The organism is Xanthomonas sp. NCPPB 1325, from assembly GCF_041477645.2.
GTDB classification, from domain to species: Bacteria; Pseudomonadota; Gammaproteobacteria; order Xanthomonadales; family Xanthomonadaceae; genus Xanthomonas; species Xanthomonas cannabis.
The window spans coordinates 1,503,777-1,526,584 of record NZ_CM192985.1; the positions used below are offsets into that span (position 1 = coordinate 1,503,777).

Sequence of the window (22,808 nt, forward strand, 5' to 3'; positions counted from 1 at the left end):
TCAGGCTTCGGCGTCTTCCTTGTACGCGTCCACCGGGATGCAGGCGCACATCACGTTCTTGTCGCCATAGACGTTGTCCACTCGCGCCACCGGCGGCCAGTACTTCTGCTGCTTCAGGCTGGGCAGCGGGAAGGCGGCCAGTTCGCGCGGGTAGGCATGGGTCCACTCGCTGGCCGAGACCTGCGTGGCAGTGTGCGGGGCGTGCTTGAGCGGGTTGTCCTCGCGGTCCAGGCGGCCGTCCTCGATGGCGCGGATCTCTTCGCGGATCTGGATCATCGCGTCGATGAAGCGGTCCAGCTCATGCTGCGATTCGCTTTCGGTAGGTTCCACCATCAGCGTGCCGGCGACCGGGAAGCTCAACGTCGGCGCGTGGAAGCCGAAGTCGATCAACCGCTTGGCGATGTCTTCGGCGCCGATGCCGCTGGTCTTCTCCAACGGGCGCACGTCGAGGATGCACTCATGCGCCACCAGCCCGTTGCGGCCGGTGTACAGCGTCTTGTAGTGCGGCGCCAGGCGCTTGGCGATGTAGTTGGCATTGAGCAGGGCCACCTGCGTGGCCTTGCGCAGGCCGGCGCTGCCCATCATGGTCACGTACATCCAGCTGATCGGCAGGATGGAGGCAGAGCCGTAGCTGGCGGCGCTGACCATGCCCACATCGCCTTCGCCGCCCAGCGTTCTCGGTAGGAACGGCGCCAGATGCGATTTGACCGCACACGGGCCCACGCCCGGGCCGCCGCCGCCGTGCGGAATGCAGAAGGTCTTGTGCAGGTTCAAATGCGACACGTCCGAGCCCCACTTGCCGGGCTTGGCCACGCCGACCAGCGCGTTCATGTTGGCGCCGTCGGTGTAGACCTGGCCGCCATGCGCGTGCACGGCTTCGCAGATCGCCACCACGTCTTCTTCGAACACGCCGTGCGTGGACGGGTAGGTGATCATCAGCGCAGCCAGGCGGTCGGAGTATTTCTCCGCCTTGGCGCGGATGTCTTCGACATCGACGTTGCCGTTGGCGTCGCACTTGGTGACCACCACGGTCATGCCGCACATCTGTGCGGAGGCCGGGTTGGTGCCGTGTGCGGATTCCGGGATCAGGCAGATGTCGCGATGCGCCTCGCCGCGCGAGCGGTGATAGGCACGGATCGCCAGCAGGCCGGCGTACTCGCCCTGCGCGCCGGAATTGGGCTGCAGGCTCACCGCGTCATAGCCGGTGCATTCGACCAGCATCGCTTCCAGCTCGTCGATCAGCTGCGCGTACCCGGCCGACTGTTCGGCCGGGGCCAGCGGATGGATCGCGCCGAACTCCGGCCAGGTCACCGGGATCATTTCGGCGGTGGCGTTGAGCTTCATGGTGCAGCTGCCCAGTGGGATCATGGTGCGATCCATCGCCAGGTCCTTGTCGGCCAGCGAACGCATGTAGCGCAGCAGTTCGTGCTCGCTGTGGTGGGTGTTGAACACCGGGTGGGTCAGGAACGGCGTCGTGCGCAGCAGGCCTTGCGGCAGTGCATCGGCGGTGGCGGCATCCAGCGCGTCCACATCGGCCGTGGCACCGAACAGCTGCGCCAGCGCGACCACGTCGGCGCGCGTGGTGGTTTCGTCCAGGCTGATACCGACCGCTTCGCTGTCGATGGCGCGCAGGTTGATGCCGGCCGCACGCGCGCGGGCATGGATGGCGTCGGCATCGATGGCCTTGACGTGCAGGGTGTCGAAGAAATGCTCGCCCACGGTGACGCCGGAGCTGCGCAGTGCGGCCGCCAGGATCGCCGCCAGGCGATGGGTGCGACGCGCGATGCGGGTCAGGCCATCAGGGCCGTGGTAGACCGCGTACATCGACGCCATCACCGCCAGCAGCACCTGCGCGGTGCAGATGTTGGAGGTGGCCTTCTCGCGGCGGATATGTTGCTCGCGGGTCTGCAGGGTCAAGCGATACGCCGGGTTGCCGGCGGCATCGATCGACACGCCGATCAGGCGGCCCGGCATCGAACGCTTGTAGGCATCGCGGCAGGCCATGAAGGCTGCATGCGGGCCACCAAAGCCGAACGGCACACCAAAGCGCTGCGAATTGCCGACCACGATGTCCGCGCCCCATTCGCCGGGGGCGGCAATCAGGGTCAGCGCGAGCAGGTCGGTGGCCACCGCGACCAGGCCGCCCTGCGCATGCATCGCCTCGGCCAGCGCGGCGTGATCGCCGATATGCCCGAAGCTGTCCGGGTACTGCAGCAGCACGCCGAAGCATTCGGCCTGCAGCGCTTCTTCCGGCGTACCCACGCGCAGCACGATGCCCAGCGGCTCGGCGCGCGTGCGCAGCAGTTCCTGCGTCTGCGGATGCACCGCGTCGTGCACGAAGAAGATGTCGGACTTCGACTTGGCCGAGCGCTTGGCCAGCGTCATCGCTTCGGCCGCGGCGGTGGCTTCGTCCAGCAATGAGGCGTTGGCGATCTGCATGCCGGTCAGATCCGCGCACAGGGTCTGGAAGTTGATCAGCGCTTCCATGCGGCCCTGCGAAATCTCCGCCTGATACGGCGTGTAGGCGGTGTACCAGGCCGGGTTTTCCAGGATGTTGCGCAGGATCACCTTGGGCGTATGGGTGCCGTAATAGCCCTGGCCGATGAAGGTGCGCTGCACCTGGTTCTTGCCGGCGATGGCGCGGATCTTGGCCAGCGCTTCTTCTTCGGTGATGGCATCGGGCAGCGCCAGCGCGGCCGGCGACTTGATGTTGCCCGGCACGATGGCGTCGGTGAGCGCATCCAGCGAGGCGTGGCCGACCACCTCCAGCATCTGCGCGATTTCCGCGTCGTTGGGGCCGATATGGCGTTCGACGAACGCGCCGTGGTGTTCGAGGTCGCGCAAGGAAGACGGGGTCTGGGACATGGCGGGCATCCGGGGCAGGGGGCAGACGAATGGTCGACGCGTCCCGCAGCCGGCCCGGCGCGCATGGCGCACCGCGACCCGCCGTAGCGACGGTCTTCCTCGCGCCCCTCTGTCCTTTTGCCTGAGAGTTTAAAAACGCGGCATGGCGTCTGGCCTGCCTGCGTTCCGTGCCCCTTCGGCGCCGGCATCGGCCGGTCTCTCCAGAGTTGTACTGCGGATGGTATCGGGCCTGAGCGATTACGGGCTGTTGCGCCTTCGGCAGCGGCAGTGCCGCTTCTCCCACCGTGTTGCCGGCCGATTATAGCGTGGCTGCGCATGCTGGCGGGCCCGCGTGGGTCGCCGGCAACGGCCCGTGCACTTGGGTTTGCTTAACCTCGCCGGCGCAAGCGCCTATCATCGGCGCCCTCACGCGCTATCCGGTGCCGCCCCGGCGGATGCCGGCGTGCGTCCCGGATGCATCACGTTTCGGATCCCTGCATGACCCCCACCACGCCCTCCACCCGGCGCATGGCGCTGCTGCTCGCCGGGCTGGCGATGTTCGGCCCGTTTTCCATCGACACCATCTTCCCGGCGTTCTCGCGGCTCAGCCGCAGCCTGGCGGTGGACCAGGTGGCGATCCAGCAGACCATCAGCGTCTACCTGCTGGCCTATGGCGTGATGAGCATCGCGCACGGGCCGCTGTCCGATGCCTGGGGCCGCAAGCGGGTGATCCTGGGCGGGCTGGTGCTGTTCATTGCCGGCTCGATCGGCTGCGCGCTGTCGCAGGACCTGCCCACGTTGCTGGCGTTCCGCGCCTTGCAGGGCCTGTCGGCCGGGGTGGGCATGATCGTCGGGCGGGCGGTGATCCGCGACCTGTTCCATGGCCCGGACGCGCAGCGACTGATGAGCCAGGTGTCGATGATCTTCGGCATCGCGCCGGCCATCGCGCCGATCATCGGCGGCTGGATCCTGCTCAGCGGTGCCGGCTGGCCGCTGATCTTCTGGTTTCTGGTGGTGTTCGGGCTGGTGCTGCTGGTGGCCACCATGACTTGGCTGCCGGAAACCCACCCGGTGGAGGCACGCACACCGCTGCAGTTCAAGCGCCTGCTGCAGGACTATGTGCGCATCGGCTTCAATCCGCGCTTCCAGCGGCTGGCCGCGGCCGGGTCGCTCAACTTCGCCGGCATCTTCCTGTACATCGCCTCGGCGCCGGTGCTGATCATGCAGCACCTGCGTCTGGGCGAGGGCGACTTCGCCTGGCTGTTCATTCCCACCATCGGCGGCATGACGCTGGGTTCGTTCCTGTCCGGGCGCATGGCCGGGCGCATGGAGCCGGTGCGGCAGATCCGCATCGGCTTCATCTGCTGCGGCGTGGCAGCGCTCGCCAACCTGGGCTACACCTTGTCGGTGGCGCAGATCGCGCTGCCCTGGGCGGTGCTGCCGATCTTCCTGGCCGGCGTGGGCATGGCGTTGATTTTCCCGATCCTGGCACTGGCCGTGCTGGACATGTACCCGCACCAGCGCGGCCTGGCGTCCTCGCTGCAGGCCTTCACCCAATTGATGACCAACACGCTGGTGGCCGGCGTGCTGTCGCCGCTGCTGAGTGAACACCCGCGGCATCTGGCAATCGGGATGACCGGTTTTTTCTTGCTGGGCTGGCTATTCTGGCGCTGGGAGCGCCGCAGCGGCCGCCGTCTACGGCACCGCCAGGCCACCGAGGCAGTGCCTCTGGAGCCGGCCGACCACCTTTGACCCCACAGGAGCCCGCATGTCCACCGATTCCAAGTTGCGCCGCGATGCCCGCAAACGCGCCGCCGAGCGCCAGCGCAACCAGGCTGCCGCCAAGGCCACGGCCGACTCGCCGATCGAACCGCATGCAGAACTCCGCGATCAGCAACGCACCCTGCTGGCCGGCATCGTCCGCCGCGACGGCGAATGGGTGCTGGGCATGGACGGCCGCATCGCCGGCGAAAGCACCAGCGCCGCCCAGGTGCTGGCGCTGATCATGCGCGCGGCCGAACTGCACGAACGCCAGGGCACGCCGGTGCGCCTGACCTACTCGGACGCGCTGAAAGATGCCGCGCACGCCGAAGCCCAGGCCGACGGCATGGAGTTCGAGCAATTCAAAACCAAGTTGAGCGAACGCTTGCAGGGCGGCGCCAAGCTCAATTGAGCCACGCTCGCCGTGTGCCTTCGCTGGTGCCTTGAGAGATGCGGCGTTTAGAACGGGGTACCGGGTTGCTGTGCCTGCTGCAAGGATGTGCAGCAGGCCGGTGTTAGATCTGCTGCCTGGCAGGTGTGGCGCGAGGTATCACCGGCCAGCCAGCGGACCATCGTTCCCCGTCCAGCGCATGGGGCCAACATCGTGGTTGGCTACGCGTGATCGACTTTTTCGATAGGAGAATCCAGGTGCAGTCCCCAGCGCGCAGCTTAGCGCGCCTGCGCCTGTCGCTGCGTTTCCTGCTGCGTTTCCTGCTGCGATGCCTGCGCCTGCGTGGCGGCATCGCGCTCCGTGCTGGGTTCCAGCGCCTGCAGGCGTTGCAGGCTGTTGGCAATGGGTTCCTCCTGCACAGCCTTGGCGTCGAAACTGCCCCGCAGATGCGCTGGCGAGTCGAGCGCTCCCTGCACCACGAACCCGCGCGCGGGATCGTTGCCGAGTAGCACGTGATCCACCCGCTGCAAGCCATTCTCGCGTGCGGCTACTACCGACCCCAAGGCCAGGCGTTCGCTGTCCATCCCGGCCGCGGGGCCGGGTGTCGCCTGCAGGCGCTCCACTGCCGCCGTGCATTGCTGCAGCAACGCATGATCCGGGTGCGTTGCATCGCGCGGGTCCGGGAGCGTCGGGGTGGCGTCCGTCGGTCGCGGCAGTACGGTGGCATCCACACGCTGCAGCTGGCCGTCGTATGTTCCGTCGGCACCGTCGGCGATGCGCTGCAGCCGCTCGGCAAACCCATAAGGCGATCCACCCACATTGCGCGCCATCGCGATTGCGAACTGCTCGGGCGACTGCGACGGGGCGTTGCGGTCGCCGACCAGCGCCGTCAACGCGCTGCCGCCGATCTTGCCGGCGTCGGCGCTGGCGCGGGTCTGCTCCAGCAGCGCCTGCATCTGCACCTCGCTGAACTCCAGCGTGGTTTTCTGCCCTGGCGCGATTGCGCCAGTGCCCGCCATGTCGCCGCTCAACGCGCTGTTGAGGGTCTGCGCGATCGCCTTTTCCTCGCTGGCCTCGTTGCGCCCGCCCAGGTGCTGCAACAAGCCCGGCGCGGCCACATCGCCATCGATCTCGAAACGGTAGCTGCGCTGCTCCACGCGTTCGGCATCGTTGCCGTCGTACTGGCGCACGATCGTCAGCGGCACGTTGTCGCCGTACTGCAGCTGTTGCACCATGGTGTAGCCGTCCTGGCCCGGCGTGCTGATGCGCACCTGGCTGCCTTGGTTACGGTTGCCGGCGACATCGGCGCTGAGCGGGCCCAGTTCCAGCTGCAGACGCTGCTGCGAGCTGAAATTGATCCGTTCCAGCGTCTGCATGTCATCGACGCCGGGCACGCCCGGGGCAATCTTGCCCTCGCGCACGAACGCGCCCATGGCCGCAAGCGCACGCGGATCGGCCAGGTCGAATTGCGCGCTGTGCACCTGCGACTGGCCCAGCGAGTCGGCGCGCCCGAGCAGGGCCTGCGCCGGTCCGGCCTTGATGCCCAACGCATTCACCGCCTCGATCGCCGCGTTCGGCCCAGTCACCACCCGCACGTGGCGCTCGTCGACGCGTTCGATCATGTAGCTGCGGCCGCTGGCTTCGGTGATCTCGCTCTGCGTGGTCAGCGATCGCAGGCTTGCCGAGGATTCGCGCTGCACAAAAGTCTGTGTGTCCATCACCGCGCGTGCGCCGATCGGAAGGCTCTCCGGCTGCAGCGGATTGACTTGCCTGGCGGCTTCCAGCGGTTGATCGACACCGGGCAGCGTCACTACGTAGCGCATGCGCTGCCCGGCACTGGTGCCTGCCTCGATGCTCAGCTTGCTGTCGCCGAGCTTGGATTGCAGGCTTTGGTGCTGGCCGGTCTGTGCGTCGGCCTCAAGGCTGAAGGTGGTGGTCTTTGCATCGGCATCGCTGAGCATGGCTGCGCTCAGCGCGCCGCCGCGGCGCAGGCTGGTCTCGCCCAGTGGCTGCGTCGGGCTGCCGCTGCTCTGCTCGCTGGTCTGCGAAACTTTGGCCGACTGCTCTGCCGGGGTGACCGAGACGGTGCCGCTTCCCACCTTCGCCGCGTATTCGCTGTTGGAGCTGCTGTAGGTCGGGTCGAACGCGCGATCGTTCGCATCGTCGATGAACTGCGTGTTGCGGTCCATATCGCGCGCGTCCGGTCCGGTGGAGGCGTTGCTCATTAGGATGCTTCCTGCATGCTGCGCCTGTGCAGCGGGCGCGCAGTATATCGCCGGCGTTTTAGGCGTTTATCAAAGGAACGTTAGGCGGCGGCCCTGGTGACGGCCGCCGCATGCTGCAGCGACAGCGGCGCGTCAGTGCAGCGCGGCAGGCGCAGGCGCGTTGCTCGCGGCAGCAGGCGCAGTCGCCTGCCACCCGCACATCTGCCCTTGATTTTGCTGCTTCAGCCACTCGCTCATCGGCGCGAAATATTCCAGCATCGGGCCGGCGTCGAGTCTGTCGCTGCCGGTGAGTTCCTTCAGCGTGGTCTGCCACGGCTGGCTCGCTCCACGTTGCAGCATCGACCAGAATTTCTGCCCGGCGTCCTTGTTGCCGTAGAAGCTGCACTCGTACAAGGGGCCTTGATGGCCGGCGGCCTGGCACAGGCCCTTGTAGAACTGGAATTGCAGGATGTGGGCCAGGAAGTAGCGCGTGTAGGGGGTGTTGCCCGGCACATGGTATTTGGCGCCGGCATCGAAGAACTCTTCGCCGCGCGCGGTTGCCGGCGCCACGCCTTGATAGCGGGCTTTCAGTTCCCACCAGGCCTGGTTGTAGCGCTCCGGCGGAATCGAGCCATCGAACACCCCCCAGCGCCAGCGGTCGATCATCAGGCCGAACGGCAGGAATGCCACCTTGCTCAGCGCCATGCGCATCTGCGAATTGATCAACGCCTCGCGGCCGGCCTGTTGTTCGCCCACCATGCCGATCGACTGCAGATACCTGGGCGTCATCGCCAGCACGATGGTGTCGCCGATCGCTTCATGAAACCCATCGTTGGCACCGTTCTGGAACAGCGGCGGCAGCGGGTTGTAGGCCAGGTCGTAATAGATGTGGCCCAGCTCATGGTAGATGGTGGTGAAGTCTTCCTCGGTGGGCTTGATGCACATTTTGGTGCGCACATCCGCACCGATGTTCTGGTTCGCCTCGCCGCCCATGTTCATGTCCCAGGCACTGGCGTGGCAGACCACATCGCGGTCCAGCGGTTTGATGAACTGCGAGCGCTGCCAGTAGGTGTCCGGCAACTTGGGCATGCCCAGCGAGGTGTAGAAATCCTGCGCGCGCTCGGTCATCTGCCTGGCGGTGCGCAGCTGCGCCTCGCGCTCGGCATTGAAGCGTGCTGCGGTGCCGCCGTCGCCACCGATATTGCGTGCCAGCGCTGCGCTCAGATTGCCCTGGTACTGCTTTTCCAGGGCCGATGTGATGTCCAGATCGCCGGCGCCGGGGTAGGGCTGCAGCAGGTCCCACAGATTGCTCCAGTCCTGCTGCCACATGTTGCCCATCAGATGCGCCGGCAGCAGGCCGCCGGGAAGCTCGCCCTTGTCCTTGCCGTATTGCGTGTCCAGCTTGCCGCGCGCATAGCACTGCAGCTGTGCGTACAGTGGCTTGACCTGCTCCCACAGGCGGTCGGTTTCGCTGGCCAGCTGCTGCGGCGGCATGTCGTAGCCGCTGCGCCACATCACGCCGACATCGGCAAACCCCAGGCCGCGCGCGCCTTCGTTGGCCAGCTCGACAAAGCGCTGGTAGTCCTTGCGCATCGGCTGCGCGGTGCGATGCCAGCCCTGCCAGGCATCGAGTTGTTCGTTGTAGTCGCGGCTGCTGGCCAGTACCTGCTCCAGCTCGCCCAGCTGGCGGCAGCGGCGTTGCTCGCCATCGCCCACGCAATAGGTTCCGGCGCCGTAGTCGCCTTCCATCTTGGCGGCGATGCGGGTGAGTTCGGCCAGTTTGGCCGGGTCGCGCGGAGCGGGCAGGGCGCTCATCAATTTGAGCAACTGCAGCGCACGCGCGCTGTCGGCCGACATTGGCGTGCCCGCGTAGTGCTTGGATTGTTCGATCCAGCGATCCAGCTGCGCCAGCGAACGCTCGTTGGCCTTGGCGGCCAGCAGTTGCGAATCGCCGTTGATGTAGGTGGACGACAGCCACTGCGCTGCGGTGACTTCCGGGTAGGCCGCCTTGTACTCGGCGCTGATGCGCGTGACGAACTGGTCGGCAGTTTCGCCCGGCGCGGCGTTGGGTGCGGCCGGCGTGACTGGCGGTGCGGCATCCTTGCGACAGGCCGACAGCGACAACGTGCCGGCGGCAACGGCCAGCGCCAGCAACAGCAGACGAGGATTCACGGGTGGTCCTTGCGGTGAAGTCCGGCGAAGGCTAGAGCGCGCCGGTCTTCAGGGCAAGCGGTGCGGCGGTCGGCGTCACGCCGCGACGATCGATCCGGGCAGCAATCCGGCAGAACGGTTGGCGCACGCGCAGGCCCTGGCAGACCAGGGTCAGGCGGTGTGATCGGCGCCCAAGCTGCAACGCCGCAGGTGGGGTGCGGCGCCGAGCACCGCCCGCGCCCGCCTGCTGCGCGCGCTGAAGGCATGGCCGCGCTCAGCTCAGCGCTTGCCCGTACATTGCGCGAACACGTCCCGCTCGCGCGCATACACGCTGGTCCTGACCTGCATCAGGCCCAGCACCGAAGGAAATAGCGCATCCTGATCGGTGTACTGCCCGGCGCGGTGGCGCAGGCAGGCCTCGTCCAGGCCGCGGTCGCGCGCGAACTCCGGCGAGAACCACATCACCATCGGCACATGGGTCTGCTCCTTGGGCGCGATCGCATACGGCACGCCATGCAGGTACAGGCCTTTTTCGCCCAGCGACTCGCCATGGTCGGAGAGATAAATCATGGCCGTGTCGTAGTCCTGTAGCCCACGCAAGGTGTGGATGGCCTGGTTGAGGAAATGGTCGGTGTAGCTGATCGAGTTGTCGTAGGCATTGACGATGCTCTGGCGGCTGCAGCTGCCCAGGTCGGCGGTCCTGCAGACCGGTTTGAAGCGTTCGAAGTGCGCCGGATAGCGTTCGAAATAGCTCGGGCCGTGGCTGCCCAGTTGATGCAGCACCACCACGCGGTCGCCGGGCTTTGCCCGCACCTGCGCGGCCAGATCGCTCAGCAGGATTTCGTCCATGCAGCGGCCATCGGCGCACAGGCCCGGCGTAGTGGCGTCGTCGAGCTTCTGCAGCTCCAGCCCGTCGCATACACCCTTGCAGCCGGACTGGTTGTCGCGCCACAGCGTGGAGATGCCGGCGTGTTCGAGCACATGCAGGAACGATTGATGCCCGCGGATCCTGTCTTCGTTGTAGTCGCGGCGGCCGAATGGCGAAAACATGCAGGGCACCGAGACCTCGGTGCTGGTACCGCACGAATGCATGTCCGGGAAGTTGATGACCCCGGCCTGGGCCAGCTCAGGGGTGGTCTGGCGCGCATAGCCGTTGAGGCCCCAGTTCTGCGCACGCGCCGTTTCGCCCAGCACCAGCAGCAACAGGCGCGGGCGGCTGCCGGCAGCGCGCGGTGTGGCCGTGGCGTCGTGTTCGATCGGCTGCTTGGGCGCATGCTTGATCGGCGATTCGGATTTGAGGTTCTGCCGCAGCGCCACGATGTAGTTGATCGGCGTGGCCAGATAGCGCACCTCACGGTGGTTGCGCATCAATGCCGAAATATCCTGCGACGACAGCAGCGTGCCCGCAGCGCCCACCAGCGCCACCGCCAGCAAAAACCCCACCCGCACCAGGAACGCCTTGCCCACGCTGCGAGCGCGCAGACGCGTGTGCCACAGCAACGTGGTCGGGATCAGGAAGTAGCCCACCAACGGTAGGATCAGTCCGGGCGTGAGCAGCTCGCGCGACTCCTTGTGGTCGGTATGCAGCACGTTGCGTAGCATGTCCGCATCCAGATAGACGTTGTAGCTGTCCATGTAGTGCGCGGCCAGGGCGGTGGTGAACAGCAGCAGCGTGAGCAGCGGCTTGGCATTCCAGCGCCAGACCAGCACCCCCAGCAGTAGCGCATGCACGGCCACCAGCAGCGCCATCAACGACACCGCAAATCCAAGGCTGCCCGGATGCGTGGCCATCGCCGTGCGCCAGAACAGCTGGTTGCACACCAGCGCGAAAAACAGGCTCGACAGCAATACCAGCGCTTCGGTCGACACCGTCGGCCGCGTACTCCATGTCAGCGCGCGCAGGCCACTACGCCTGCGCGGTTCCGGTAACCAGGTGCTCATGCTGCGTCCCCCGATAGCAACATCAAACCAAGCGCGCGACGCGGTCGTTGCAACATCACGCCGTACAGTGCCAGTGCGCTCACCCAGCACACCGCCAACGACCAGACATCGTGCGAGAGAAAATGCGCGCCACGCAGTTGTTGCGCAACACCGAAAATGAGACCTGCTGCCAAGCCTGCGAACAAGCCTGCAAAGCGCCATGCAGGACGGAGCGCCAGCGCACAGAAATACAGCGCCACCCACGCATAACCGGCACTGGCATGGCCTGCCGGAAAACAACCGGACGCAGCAATGCCGTTGCGCGATTCAAACAGCCCGATCATCGCGTGCGTGCCGCCATAACGACTCAGATCCCACGGGCAGTCCATCGCAGTCCACGACTTGAGCAACGACACCAGCGAGGTCGACAGTGCGACCGATGCGGCCAGATACGTCAGCGGCCAGCGCAATCCCTTCAGACGCGGCCGGCACCACGCAAGGCTGGCCAGCACCAACACGCTGACACCGGCAGTCGTGCTCAACCCTTTGCCCACCCGGTGGATCACGCCGCTGGTAAACCAATGGTCCTTGAGCAGCCAGTGCCCGCCTTCCAGCCGATACAGCGCGTCGGCAATCCACTGGTCGCCACCGGCGCCCATCAGCAGCGCACTCGCCAACAGCACGCAGGCCAGCGGCAGCCACAGGTGCCGAGCAAGAAACTGCGCTTGCAGATCGCCGGCGGTGTGCGCCACGCTGGGCGCAGGGAGAGGAAACGAGCTCATCGAGATGTCGGTCTGTGTCGATGCCCGGCATCTTCGAAACCCGGATGTCGGAGAGCGGTCGGACCGGAGTTGCTCAGTCGTTAACCCGCTACCGAGCGTTCAGTCTGTCTCGCCGTCGCTACCGGTTTGTTCGCTGTCGGACGCAGTGGCGATGCAACCGGCGTGCCATGCCGTGCCCGGCACCAACTGCCATTGATTGCGATTGGATTCGCCGATATCGATGCGTTGCGCAGGGTCGATACACGCCGGCACCGCCTGCCGGAGCACGAACAGCCAACGCCGCTCCGGCGCCTGTGCGAGCCAGGGGCCCGCTTTGGCCCACTGCTCCTGCCAACTCGCCTTGAAGCGGAAGTCGGTGACCGGGCGATCGGCCTGCAGCAGGTTCTGCTCGCGCCAGGCCAGCATGCCCAACTCCGCGTCCGGCCCGATGCGCTGGCCCACCCGCTGCATCAGACGCGCGGACGAACTGTACGGGTCCAGCGCCGGCATCAGGCCCAGGCCGTACACCATCCATAGCGCGGCGGTCGTCACCACCAACGCGGTGCCCGCGCGTCTGCCGCGCGACCAGACGAGTGCAGCCAGGGCGACCACGCCCAGGCCGATCAGCCAGAACCCCACCGACTGCAGCGAGGCCAGCTCCATCCCGCGTTTCAGTGCCGGGTTTTCCGCCCAGTGCAGATGCAGCGCGATGCCACCTCCCAGGATCAACCCGGCCAGCGCAAGCAGCAGCACATAGCCGCTCAGCAACACGCGCACGCCGCGCCGGCGCAACAGCCCGGCCAGCAGCGGCGCGGCTGCAACGCACAACGCCGGCAACATCGGAAAGATATAGACCTCGCGCTTGCCCGGGCTGGCGCTGAAGAACAGCAGCACCAGCGCGCTCCAGGCAAGCAGCAGCACATAGCGCGGGTCGCCCCGGCGCAGTCGCCGCCACCAGGCCGGCAGCAACCACGGCAACAGCAGGCAGCCGGGCAGCCACAAGGTGGCGATCACCTGCAGGTAGTACCAGAACGGTTTGACGTGATGCCAGGCGTGCGCATAGCGCGTGCCGGTCTGCTTGAACAAGAGCTCGTGCGCGTAAGCGTGCAGCTGCGGGTCGTCGCTGTGCAGTAGCGCAATGCACAGCGGCCCCAGCCACACCGCCGTACCGGCCACGAACGCCGGCAGCACCAGCAGCCAGCTGCGCCCTGCCTGCGCACGGGCCGGCAACACGCTCCAGTGCCGGCGTGGCAGCGCCATCCAAGGCAACAGCAGCAACAGCGGCAGGAAGCCGACGCCCTTGGTCACCGTGCCGATGCCGGCGGCAAACAGCCCCAGCGTCCAGGCGCGCCAGTCCGGCCCGCGCAACACATGCCGCAGCAGCCCCCACAGCGAGAGGGTGGTCAGCGCCACCAGCACCATGTCGATCTGCGCACGCTTGGCCATCAGGCCGAACTGCAGCACCGTGAACAAGGTCAGCACCGCGTACACCGCCACGCGCCGGTTCCACAGCCGGCGCGCGATGTCCCAGGTCAGCCACAGCGTGGCCAGCGCGGCCAGCAGCGAAGGCAGCAGGAATGCCACCGGCCAGTGCGGTATCAACGTGTAGGTGGCGCCCTGCAGCCACATGAACACCGGCGGCTTTTCCGCATACAGCTCGCTGCCCCGGTGCGGCAGCAGCCACTGGCCGCTTTCGACCATCGTGCGCGCGGCCAGCACAAAGCGCGGCTCGTCCGGCGGGTTGGGCTGGCGCATGCCCAGCCCGGCCAGCAGGCTGATCACGATCAACAGCAACGCGGTCATCAGCGCGCGCTGGCGGGATGAGAAGGCAGAGATGGCAGCCGACACGCGCACGCCCTGAGTGAATGCGGGCACACACTATCTGGCAAACAGGTCGGAAATTTGTCGGAACCGCGCAAGCGGATCGTACGCCGCAGTGCAGGCGTTGCAGCGTGACGGGGTCTTGAGCACACCCGATTGCGAGGCGATTCGGCAATACCGGCCGCGTTCGGCTTGCCTCGGTTAGGATGCGCACACCGTCCCGGTCGGGCCGTTCTGGAATCGCGCGCATGCGGCTGCTGGTCATCGAAGACAACCGCAACATGGTTGCCAACCTGTTCGACTATTTCGAAGCGCGCGGGCACACCCTGGACGCAGCGCCCGACGGCGTCACCGGCCTGCACCTGGCCACCACCCAGCAGTACGACGTGTTGGTGCTGGACTGGATGATGCCGCGCATGGACGGCCCGGAAGTGCTGCGCCGCCTGCGCGAGCAGCATCAGTCCGAATTGCCGGTGATCATGCTCACCGCCCGTGACGAGCTGCCCGACAAGATCGCCGGCTTCCGCGCCGGCGCCGACGACTACCTGACCAAACCGTTCGCGTTGCCCGAGCTGGAAGTGCGCATCGACGCCTTGCTGGCGCGCGCGCACGGCCGCCGCCGCGGCAAGCTGTTGCAAGTGGCCGACCTGCGCCTGGATCTGGCCACGCTGGAGGCCACCCGCGCCGGCCAGGCGCTGCACCTGTATCCGGCTTGCCGCAAATTGCTGGAGGTGCTGATGCAGGCCAGCCCGGCGGCGGTGACCCGGCAGCGGCTGGAGCAATCGCTGTGGGGCGACGACCCGCCCGATGGCGACATGCTGCGTTCGCATATCTACGAATTGCGCCGCAGCGTGGACGGCCCGTTCGCGCAGAAGTTGATTCACACCCTGCCGCGGCTCGGCTACCGCCTGGCCGAGCTCGACAGCGGCAGCGAGCCTGCACGCAGCGACAGCGTCGATGGCTAAGCAGCGCCCGCTGGGCCGCCGCGTCATGGTGTGGCTGTTCGGGTACACGCTGCTGATGACGCTGGCGGTGTTCGGCACCGCGCAGTACCTGCACGAGCGCGCAGAGCATGGCGTGTGGCGCTCGCTGCTGAACTCCGAGCTGGACAGCATCCTCGACCGCAGCACGCAGAATCCGGACTACCGCTGGCAGGACTCGGACACCTTGCGGCTGTACCGCATCGATGGCTCGTCAGGCGTGCCGCCGGTGCTGCGCACTCTGCACCCGGGTCTGCACGACGAGATGGAGGTGGCCGGCCGCCAGAGCGCGGTGATGGTGCGCGATACCCCCCAGGCCGGCCGCCTGGCGCTGGTGCTGGACATCACCGATTTCGAGGCGCTGGAAAAGTTCCTGACCCGCTGGATGCTGGCCGCCGGCATCGCGCTGATCGGCATCACCGTGCTGATGGGTACCTATGCGATGGCGCGCCTGGTGCGCCCGCTGGTGGAACTGGCCCGCGACATCGGCGCGCTGCGCCCGGAGCAGCGCGCGCAGCAGGTCGCGGTGGGCGCACAGGGCAGCGCCGAGCTGTACGTCATCGCCGATGCGCTCAACGATTATCTGGAGCGCAACAGCCACTTCGTCGAGCGCGAACGCGCCTTCATCGACAGCACCAGCCACGAGCTGCGCACGCCGATCGCGGTGATCGGCAATGCGGTGGAGCTGGCGCTCGAACAACCCGGCACGCCGCCGGCGGTGCGCCATCAGCTGCAGCGCATCGCCCAGACCAGCGCGTCGGTGGAGCAGCTGATCACCTTGTTGCTGGTGCTGGCCAAGGACCCAGGCCGGCTGGTGCGTAGCAGCGATACGCTGCGGCTGGATCAGCTGCTGCCGGACATCGTTGCCGACCATGCGCATCTGTGTGCCGACAAGGACCTGCAACTGGTCATCGACCCGCTGCCGGCCTGCAGCCTGACCGCGCCGGTGGCCATCGTGCAGACCGCCATCGGCAATCTGCTGCGCAATGCCATCGAAAACAGCGACCGCGGCATCATCCGGATTTCGCTCTCGGCACCGGGCACGGTGCGCATCGCCGACCCGGGCCACGGCATGACGCCGGAAGAAGTCAGCGCCATCTACGCCCGCTTGGCGCGCGGCAATGCACGCCAGGGCAACGGCATCGGGCTGGAGCTGATCGGCCGGCTGTGCGAGCACCTGGGCTGGAAGCTGAGCCTTGCATCCGATGCAGGGCAGGGCACGGTGGCCACGCTGGATCTGGTCGATGCCAGCACGGCGGGGGCACCGGCCTCAGGCAGGCAGTAACCCGCGCGCGTTCAACCAGCTGCGCGCGTTCTCGGCATCCTGCTCGAACCAGGCGCGCGTGGAGCCCAGGCGGTAGGTGTAGCCCCAGGCATCCATGTCGGCCATCAATCGCGCGCTGCCCACCCCGGGCAGCTGTTCGGCCAGCAGGATCTGCAGGTAGCAGGTGGCGTCTTCCTCATCCACCGAATCGGTGGCATCGGTGTGCACGGCTGCACGCCTGTCGGCTGGCAACACGATCAGATGCCCGGCTTCATGCAGCATCGAATGCACCGGGGTGTCATCGCGCACATAGACATCGCAGCCGATGATGCCGGCCTCCGGTTCGCCCCAGAAACTGCCGGGAATCGGTGCGCCCGCGTCGACGCGGTGCAGGCGCAGGCCGTAGCGGCCGAGCAACGCCGTCGGCGCCTCCAGGCCGATATCGGCCACGCACAGCACTTGGGAAGCATCAGGCACCGGGGCAGGGTCAGCAGTCACGCGCAGTCGCTCGCGGTCGGGCGCGCCGCAGGGCGCGGTGGGACAGACACCAAAACGGTACCGTGCGAACACGGTACCGTCGGCAGAAGGTCGCCGCTGCGGCCATGCAGCGCGCCCGTGTGGGCGGACGGCATGGCCGCAGCGCGAGGTCGCTTACTTGTCGCCGTCTTCCGGCAGCGCGACGGTGATATCGAGCACGTCGTGTTCGCCATCCTTGACCAGATCAACCCGCACCGCATCGGCATCGATGTTGACGTATTTCTTGATCACTTCCAGCAATTCGCGCTGCATCAGCGGCAGGTAATCCGGCCCGCCACGGTGGTTGCGCTCCTGCGCAATGATGATCTGCAGGCGGTTCTTGGCCGTCTCGGCGGTGTTCTTCTTGCTCTTGAGAAAATCGAGCAGGCCCATGCTTACCCTCCGAACAGCTTGCTGAAGAAGCCTTTCTTCTCCACGGATGTGAATCGCATCGGGCGCTCCTCGCCCATGATGCGGGCGACTGCGTCCTCATACGCCTGACCGGCCGGGGATTCGGCGTCCAGGATCACCGGCTCGCCCTTGTTGGAGGCATTGAGCACATCGCCGGACTCGGGAATCACGCCAATGGCCTTGAGCCCCAGCACTTCTTCCACGTCGGTGATGCTCAGCATCTCGCCGCCTTCCACGCGGCCGGGGCTGTAGCGGGTCAGCAGCAGGAAGGCCGGTACCACCTTGCCTTCCTCGGCCTTGCGGGTCTTGGAGTCGAGCAGGCCGATGATGCGGTCGGAGTCGCGCACCGAGGACACTTCCGGGTTGACCACCACCACCGCGCGGTCGGCGAAATACATCGCCAGGAACGCGCCCTTTTCGATACCGGCCGGCGAATCGCAGACGATGTAATCGAAACCGTCGGCGGCCAGATCCTTGAGCACCTTTTCCACGCCTTCCTGAGTCAGCGCATCCTTGTCGCGCGTCTGCGAGGCCGCCAGCACGTACAGGTTGTCGAAGCGCTTGTCCTTGATCAGCGACTGCTTGAGCGTGGCTTCGCCATGCACGACGTTGACGAAGTCGTACACCACGCGCCGCTCGCAGCCCATGATCAGGTCCAGGTTGCGCAGACCGACGTCGAAGTCGATGACGGCCACCTTCTTGCCGCGCTTTGCCAGCCCGCAGGCCAGGCTCGCGCTGGTGGTGGTCTTGCCGACGCCGCCCTTGCCGGAGGTGACTACGATGATTTCAGCCAAAGGATTTCTCCGAATGTTTCTGTGGTTGGGCCGCGTCAATCAAGCGCAGCGATCTTGATCTGATCCTGCTCCAGCCAGACCTGGACGGCCTTGCCACGCAGGTCCATGGGAACATCGTCCAGCACCTTGTAGTGGCCAGCGATGGCGACCAGTTCGGCGTGGAAGTCGCGGCAGAAGATGCGCGCGTCCGGGTTGCCCTGCGCGCCGGCCAGAGCGCGGCCACGCAGGGTACCGTAGATATGGATGCTGCCGTCGGCGATGACCTCCGCCCCCGCACCCACCGTATTGAGGACGGTCAGGTCGCAGTTCTCCGCGTACAGCTGCTGGCCCGAACGCACCGCGGTGCGCTGCATGCGGCCCGGTGCAGGGCGCGCGGCGGGCGGTGCCGGTTCGGCGCGTGCGGGCGGCGGTGGCGGTGGCGGCGGGCTGACTGCAGTCGGCTCGTACTGCGCGCGGAACTTGGCCAGCAGCGGCACGCCGAGCTGCTGCGACAGCAGGTCGATCTCGCTGGTGCCGTAGGCCAGGGCCACCGGCAGCACGCCGGCATCGCGCAGGCCGTCCAGCAGTGCCTTGGCGGTGGCCACGTCCGGCACCTGCGACAACCCGCCAAAATCCAGGATCACCGCTGCGCGCCCGAACAGCTTGGGGGCACGGTTCACGCGTTCGCGCATTTCACGCACCAGGCGCGGCACGTCCAGGGTACGTATGCGCAGGTTGGCAATACCCACCTGGCCGATCTTCAGTTCGCCGGCCTGCTCAAAATCCACATTCACGCTCGACACGCCTCAGGCCCCCGTCGGTTGATTGGCGGTGGCGGCATGACGCGGCCGGCCGACCCACGGCAGGTCCGCGGGCAGGTTGCCGCCATAGGTCTCCTTGACCCACGGATAGCTGCACATGTCCTTCAGCAGCATGCTGGCGCGCACATCCACGTCGGGCATGGTGTTCTGGCCCACTTCGCGGAAGCCGAAGCTGCCATGGAACAGCAACGCCGCATCCGCGCCATGGTCCAGGAACACCTCGCAGGCCAGTTGCGGGTAGCGCAGCTCGGTGTAGCTCTGCACATCGGCGTAGAACGCGCGGCCCACGCCACCACCGCGGCGGCGGCTGGCGACCACGATGCGGTCGATATAGAAGAATTCCGGATGACGGTCCCGGAACCAGGCGAAATTGCTGCTGTCGTGCGCACTGCCGCTACCGAACCCGACCAGGAACCCGGCCAGGTTGCCGTCGCGCTCGGCGACGCGGAAATATTCGGCCTGCGCATAGAACCGTTGCAGCTTGTTTGAATCCAGCGGCAGGATCGCCAGTCCGGCATTGTTGTTCAGGGCCAGGACGGAATCGAGCTCGTGCTCGCGCACGTCGCGGATGACGATCGACATTGGGACTCCGTGGGGTAACGCTCTCGATCCGAAATCGGATCTGCGTCGGATTATTACATGCGTGGCCTGAAGCGGCGACCCGGAGCGCACACCGCGATGGCGCGCCGCGTCCCCGCAGGCACGCGCACGCACGCCGGGATGCCGCGCAGGCACCGCCGTCGCCAGTCCGCGCACGCCGCCGATGACGTGCAGGCATGACTTCCGGCAAGAGGGCAGCGGCGCGGCTTGGCCCTAAGATGCGGACATGTTGGGATACCTCAGTCATACGCGCGTCCTGCGCTTCGCCGGCCTGTTCACCTGGGCCATGATCGCCATGCCGCTGGTGTACACGTATTGGCCGCCGGTCGAAGAGGGCGATCATCGCAGCGTGGCCGAGGCCCTGATCATGGCGGCCTTCTTCGTCGGCTTCGGCGCCAGCTACTTCTGGCTGACCCGCGGCCTGAGCAGTGGCGGCCACGCGCACTGGTACGACCGGCTACTGCTGTTGCTGCTGACGATCTGCGCCCTGGCGGTGAGTTATCTGAGCGGCACCGGCCTGGGCAGCATCCTGATGATGGTGGCGGCCGGGGTGATCCCGTGGCTGTTGCCGCTGCGGGTGGGCGTGCTGTGGCTGGTGCTGAGCCAGCTGGCGGTGTTGCCGGTGTTCTATTACCTGCGGGCGGACTTCACCCTGCTGGCCGCACTGATGCAGTCGCTGCTCTACGGCGGCTTTTCGATGTTCATCTTCGTCACCAGCCTGGTGGCCCGTCAGCAGACCGAAGCGCGCGAAGAACAGCGCCGGCTCAATGCCGAACTGCGCGCCACCCGCGCGCTGCTGGCCGAGAGCGCGCGCATCAACGAGCGCACCCGCATTTCGCGGGAATTGCACGACCTGCTGGGCCATCACCTCACCGCGCTGAGCCTGAATCTGGAAGTGGCCGGCCATATCACCGAGGGCCAGGCACAGGAGCACGTGCGCCAGGCGCATACCCTGGCCAAGCTGCTGCTCACCGACGTGCGCGAAGCGGTCAGTCAGCTGCGCGACAGCGGCGCCATCGACCTGGAGGCAGCGCTGCGCCCGCTGGTGACCCAGGTGCCCTCGCTGGACATCCACCTGGACATCGCCCAGCCGCTGACCCTGGACGACCCCGAGCGCGCCCACGTGCTGCTGCGCTGCACCCAGGAGATCATCACCAATGCGGTCCGCCACGCCGGCGCGCGCAATCTGTGGATCCAGGTGCGCCGCGACGCCGACAGCGTGCTGATCGACGCCCGCGACGACGGCCACGGCGCCGACACGGTCGCGCCCGGCAATGGCTTGCGTGGCATGCGAGAGCGGCTCAACCAGTATGGTGGGCAGCTGGAAATCCAAACCCGGCGGGGTGACGGCTTCGGCCTGCGCATCTCCGTTCCAGGCGCGCCGGCACTGATGCCGGCGGCCGTGACTCAAGGAGTGTTTTAGATGATCCGTGTGTGCCTGGTCGACGACCAAACCCTGGTACGCCAGGGCATCCGCTCGCTGCTGGCGCTGGACAACGGCATCGAGGTGGTGGCCGAGGCCTCGGACGGCAAGCAGGCGGTGGAGCAGATTCCGCAGATCCGGCCGGACGTGGTGCTGATGGACATGCGCATGCCGGTGATGTCCGGGCTGGAGGCCCTGCAGATGCTCTCGCGCAACGGCACGCTGCCGCCGACCATCATCCTGACCACCTTCGACGACGACCAGCTGGTACTGGCCGGGCTTAAGGCCGGCGCCAAGGGCTACCTGCTCAAGGACGTCTCGCTGGAACAGCTGGTCGGCGCCATCCGCACCGTGGCCGACGGCGGTTCGCTGGTGCAGCCGGCAGTGACCCAGCGCCTGCTCTCGGGCCTGGAGCACATGCGCAACGAGTTCGTCAGCCTGGACCGGCCCGATCCGCTCACCGACCGCGAGACCGAGATCCTGCGCCTGATGGCCAGCGGCTTTTCCAACAAGGAGATCGCCAACTCGCTGGGCGTGGCCGAAGGCACCATCAAGAATCACGTCTCCAACATCCTGTCCAAACTGGGCGTGCGCGACCGTACCCGCGCGGTGCTGAAGGCGTTCGAGCTGCAGCTGGTCTGATCGAGACGGCAGGTGCTGCCTGCGTGCCGCAGGTCGTGGTCCGGTTGCCGCGGCGGCCCGTTCGGACGCGGTGCCGGCGGCCATCGGCGTCCGCAACGGGCACGGCATCACGCGCACGCAGCGCACGATGTGCATGATGGCTGCGCGCGCGGCGCAAACCCTTGCGCAGGCAGGGATTGCGCAGTTCCACCACGGCGTCGCGCGCGCTGGATGACACCGCAAGACCGCGCTACCCGTCGCACAACTGAACATCTTTCTCGAAGCCTGCTAGGATGGTGGCTTCGCTTCACTCAACCCGGCCGTGGGATCGGCCCCGGAGACCTCCTGAATGACCCGTATTATCGAGTTCCTGATCGCCTTGGGGATCGTGGCTGGCTTGTTTGTCGTGGTGGGCTTGGTGTTGCCCTCGGAGCGGCAGATGTCCGAGAGTGTTGAGACCAACCGCAGGATGACGATTGTTTACGACACCGTGAACAGCTTCCGTCGTTTCAAGGATTGGAACCCGCTTGTGCTGCGTGACCCGAAGATCCAGCTGAAGCTGGCCGGCCCGGAAGAGGGCAAGGGTGCACGCGTCGAGTACAGCTCCAACGAGGGCTATATCGGCAAGGGCAGCTGGGAAATCACCAACACCGTCAAGAACGAGCGTGTTGAGATCGCGATCGAAGATCCCACCAAGGGCTACGACAAGGTCACCAATTTCACCCTGGCGCCGACCGGCAAGAACAACAAGAACGTCAAGATCACCCAGGACTACAGCGTCAAGTACGGCTGGAACCTGTTCGGTCGCTACGCCGGCTTGTATGTCAGCCGTCACGTGGGCGATGACCTGAAGCTGGGTCTGTCGCGTCTGGCAACCGCCTTGGCCACCGTGCCGAATTTCGACTACCGCGCCCAGCTCGACGGAAAGCCGGTGTTGAGCGATCTCAAGATCGTCGATGTGCCCGCCGAGGACCTGCTGGTCGTCACCGCAGGCAACATCGATCGTGACAACGAGACGATCAAGAAGTCGATCAAGGACAACCAGGAGTGGATCAAGCGCGTCATGGACGCCAATGGTCTGGAAACTGCTGGCCCGGTGCGCATCGTCACCACCGACTTCGCCACCGACAAGTACGCGTTCGACGTCGTGCAGCCGGTCCGCAAGCGTGCCGGTGGCGCGCCGAAGGCCGACGCCAAGACCGATACCGCCAAGGCCGATGCCAAGAAGGACGACGCCGCAGCCGCTGCACCGGTCGATGCAACCCCGGTTGCCGCAACGGGCGAAGAGCTGAAGGTCAACATCCCGTCCGAGGCGCCTGTGAAGTACCAGCGCACCCCGGCGCACCGTTCGGCGTTTGCGACCTATGCAGGTCACATGGCTGGCCTGGATGCCGTGCGCAACTCGCTGCGTGCCTGGGCTGCCACCAGCGGTATGGACGTAACCGAGCGTCCGTACGAAAGCTGGAAGGGCGGCGTGGACAAGTCCTTTACGCAGGACGGCACCTACGACGTCTACTGGGCCATCAAGTAATCGTCTCACCGCGAT

The 22,808-nt window shown here is 66.6% G+C and carries 18 protein-coding genes and 1 riboswitch; of the genes, 7 read left to right on the forward strand and 11 right to left on the reverse strand.

Annotated features, from left to right (window positions below):
* Window positions 1-2,874 (reverse strand): aminomethyl-transferring glycine dehydrogenase, encoded by a 2,874-nt coding sequence (gene gcvP / locus ACCQ10_RS06250; protein ID WP_372362523.1) that lies wholly within the window; start codon window positions 2,872-2,874, stop codon window positions 1-3.
* A gap of 90 nt (window positions 2,875-2,964) precedes the next feature.
* Window positions 2,965-3,079: riboswitch (glycine riboswitch) on the reverse strand.
* Between the two features lie 263 nt (window positions 3,080-3,342).
* On the opposite strand from gcvP, the gene ACCQ10_RS06255 reads away from it, so the two are divergent.
* Both ACCQ10_RS06255 and ACCQ10_RS06260 read left to right on the forward strand, forming a co-directional pair.
* Window positions 3,343-4,596, forward strand: coding sequence for a multidrug effflux MFS transporter (locus tag ACCQ10_RS06255; RefSeq protein WP_372362524.1), 1,254 nt, complete (start codon window positions 3,343-3,345; stop codon window positions 4,594-4,596).
* A 16-nt stretch (window positions 4,597-4,612) separates the two neighbouring features.
* On the forward strand, window positions 4,613-5,017 hold the full coding sequence (locus ACCQ10_RS06260; RefSeq protein WP_047694246.1) for a hypothetical protein: 405 nt from the start codon (window positions 4,613-4,615) through the stop codon (window positions 5,015-5,017).
* A gap of 257 nt (window positions 5,018-5,274) precedes the next feature.
* Here ACCQ10_RS06260 and ACCQ10_RS06265 read toward each other — a convergent pair whose 3' ends face one another.
* The 5 genes from ACCQ10_RS06265 to ACCQ10_RS06285 all read right to left on the reverse strand — a co-directional run bounded on the left by ACCQ10_RS06265 (window position 5,275) and on the right by ACCQ10_RS06285 (window position 13,886).
* A complete protein-coding gene (locus ACCQ10_RS06265) occupies window positions 5,275-7,221 on the reverse strand; it encodes an XVIPCD domain-containing protein (protein WP_372362525.1) in 1,947 nt (648 codons plus the stop codon).
* Window positions 7,222-7,353: 132 nt separating this feature from the next.
* Window positions 7,354-9,372: a M2 family metallopeptidase gene (locus ACCQ10_RS06270; RefSeq protein ID WP_372362526.1), complete on the reverse strand. Its 2,019-nt coding sequence runs from the start codon at window positions 9,370-9,372 to the stop codon at window positions 7,354-7,356.
* Window positions 9,373-9,630: 258 nt separating this feature from the next.
* Entirely contained in the window at window positions 9,631-11,292 is a 1,662-nt protein-coding gene (locus ACCQ10_RS06275; protein ID WP_372362527.1) for a phosphoethanolamine transferase, read from the reverse strand.
* A complete protein-coding gene (locus ACCQ10_RS06280) occupies window positions 11,289-12,053 on the reverse strand; it encodes a phosphatase PAP2 family protein (protein ID WP_372362528.1) in 765 nt (254 codons plus the stop codon). The genes ACCQ10_RS06275 and ACCQ10_RS06280 overlap by 4 nt, the downstream gene beginning before the upstream one ends.
* 99 nt (window positions 12,054-12,152) lie before the next feature.
* Complete coding sequence (locus tag ACCQ10_RS06285; RefSeq protein WP_372363066.1) at window positions 12,153-13,886, reverse strand: ArnT family glycosyltransferase; 1,734 nt, start codon at window positions 13,884-13,886, stop codon at window positions 12,153-12,155.
* 215 nt (window positions 13,887-14,101) lie between these two features.
* Between ACCQ10_RS06285 and ACCQ10_RS06290 the strand changes: the two genes are divergently transcribed.
* Window positions 14,102-14,818, forward strand: coding sequence for a response regulator transcription factor (locus ACCQ10_RS06290; protein ID WP_166743392.1), 717 nt, complete (start codon window positions 14,102-14,104; stop codon window positions 14,816-14,818).
* Window positions 14,811-16,118, forward strand: a complete 1,308-nt coding sequence (locus ACCQ10_RS06295; protein WP_372362529.1) for a sensor histidine kinase — start codon at window positions 14,811-14,813, stop codon at window positions 16,116-16,118. Before ACCQ10_RS06290 ends, ACCQ10_RS06295 begins: the two co-directional genes overlap by 8 nt.
* Here ACCQ10_RS06295 and ACCQ10_RS06300 read toward each other — a convergent pair.
* The 5 genes from ACCQ10_RS06300 to ACCQ10_RS06320 all read right to left on the reverse strand — a co-directional run bounded on the left by ACCQ10_RS06300 (window position 16,104) and on the right by ACCQ10_RS06320 (window position 19,200).
* Window positions 16,104-16,595: a hypothetical protein gene (locus ACCQ10_RS06300; RefSeq protein WP_039409866.1), complete on the reverse strand. Its 492-nt coding sequence runs from the start codon at window positions 16,593-16,595 to the stop codon at window positions 16,104-16,106. The genes ACCQ10_RS06295 and ACCQ10_RS06300 overlap by 15 nt on opposite strands.
* 153 nt (window positions 16,596-16,748) lie before the next feature.
* Entirely contained in the window at window positions 16,749-17,006 is a 258-nt protein-coding gene (minE, locus tag ACCQ10_RS06305) for a cell division topological specificity factor MinE (protein ID WP_011036323.1), read from the reverse strand.
* A gap of 2 nt (window positions 17,007-17,008) precedes the next feature.
* The gene (gene minD / locus ACCQ10_RS06310; RefSeq protein ID WP_372362530.1) at window positions 17,009-17,818 is read right to left on the reverse strand and encodes a septum site-determining protein MinD; all 810 of its coding nucleotides are present in this window, start codon (window positions 17,816-17,818) and stop codon (window positions 17,009-17,011) included.
* A 35-nt stretch (window positions 17,819-17,853) separates the two neighbouring features.
* Entirely contained in the window at window positions 17,854-18,600 is a 747-nt protein-coding gene (gene minC, locus ACCQ10_RS06315; RefSeq protein ID WP_039409811.1) for a septum site-determining protein MinC, read from the reverse strand.
* A 3-nt stretch (window positions 18,601-18,603) separates the two neighbouring features.
* Window positions 18,604-19,200 carry a GNAT family N-acetyltransferase gene (locus ACCQ10_RS06320; RefSeq protein WP_372362531.1) on the reverse strand — a complete coding sequence of 199 codons (597 nt, stop codon included), beginning with the start codon at window positions 19,198-19,200 and terminating at the stop codon, window positions 18,604-18,606.
* 244 nt (window positions 19,201-19,444) lie between these two features.
* On the opposite strand from ACCQ10_RS06320, the gene ACCQ10_RS06325 reads away from it, so the two are divergent.
* The 3 genes from ACCQ10_RS06325 to ACCQ10_RS06335 all read left to right on the forward strand — a co-directional run bounded on the left by ACCQ10_RS06325 (window position 19,445) and on the right by ACCQ10_RS06335 (window position 22,793).
* Window positions 19,445-20,641: a sensor histidine kinase gene (locus ACCQ10_RS06325; protein ID WP_228313777.1), complete on the forward strand. Its 1,197-nt coding sequence runs from the start codon at window positions 19,445-19,447 to the stop codon at window positions 20,639-20,641.
* The gene (locus tag ACCQ10_RS06330) at window positions 20,642-21,283 is read left to right on the forward strand and encodes a response regulator (protein WP_039409820.1); all 642 of its coding nucleotides are present in this window, start codon (window positions 20,642-20,644) and stop codon (window positions 21,281-21,283) included.
* Window positions 21,284-21,611: 328 nt separating this feature from the next.
* The gene (locus ACCQ10_RS06335; RefSeq protein ID WP_184369632.1) at window positions 21,612-22,793 is read left to right on the forward strand and encodes a polyketide cyclase; all 1,182 of its coding nucleotides are present in this window, start codon (window positions 21,612-21,614) and stop codon (window positions 22,791-22,793) included.
* Window positions 22,794-22,808: the final 15 nt, after the last annotated feature.